This is a genomic window from Sphingomonas sp. 10B4 (assembly GCF_035019905.1).
GTDB lineage: Bacteria > Pseudomonadota > Alphaproteobacteria > Sphingomonadales > Sphingomonadaceae > Sphingomonas > Sphingomonas glacialis.
This window is the reverse complement of sequence record NZ_JASJVC010000174.1, coordinates 1-719: the sequence shown is the minus strand read 5'-3', so window position 1 is coordinate 719 and position 719 is coordinate 1. Positions and strand designations below refer to the sequence as shown.

The 719-nt window shown below is 59.1% G+C and carries 1 protein-coding gene; it reads left to right on the top strand.

Translation table 11 applies throughout. The features are described 5' to 3' along the window. Positions 1–283: 283 nt before the first annotated feature. On the top strand, positions 284–719 hold a 436-nt coding region (locus QN347_RS21030; RefSeq protein ID WP_416350902.1), incomplete at its 3' end, for a helix-turn-helix domain-containing protein.

The following is a 719-nucleotide window of genomic DNA, read 5'->3' as shown; positions in this document are numbered from 1 at the left end:
AGATCAAGCAAGCGGCCTGATCGCTCGCGCACGCGAGACAAAATTACGCCCGATGGTCGTCGCCGAATGGATACGCCGGAACAGCTTCACCATGTGGTGGATGTGCTCCGCGTCGCGCCCGAGCCGGTCGACGTCTTCGATGATGAGCATCCTGATCGAGCATGAGTGTGCGCGCTAGGCGTTTCGCAAGCAATGTCAGTAACAGATCGTCGATGTCGGCCACCCGAATTCATGTGGCTCCCTCGGACACCCGTGCAGGATCGGGTACGGTTGTTGCGGCTTGATGCTGGAGCATTCACCGGTTTTGGGAACTCGCGGACGCCTTACGCAAAAAGCCGACAAAAGTATTTGTGTCGGACCATTAGAAATGTCGACATGTCGACATGTCGACATGTCGCGCAGTCGCGCCCCGTTAGCCCGGATGCTGCTACCAAGGGGTGCAGGACGGTTGCGTGACGATCTTGGCAAATTTCTTAAGGATCGACGCCAAGGGAGGCTTGGCCACGATCAGTACGGTACCCAAGCTCAGATCGCGGCCAGGGTCGGTGTCAGCCGGCAGACGCTCTCCGACATTGACCGTGGTGCGGCGTGGCCAGGGGCCACGACACTAGACCTGTTGCTTGACGCCCTTGAGCTCGGTTGGGGTAATTACCCACCCCCTACCGGCTATAAGGCAGAGACGGCACCGAGGATGGTCTGGAATGGACTGCCTCCTGCGA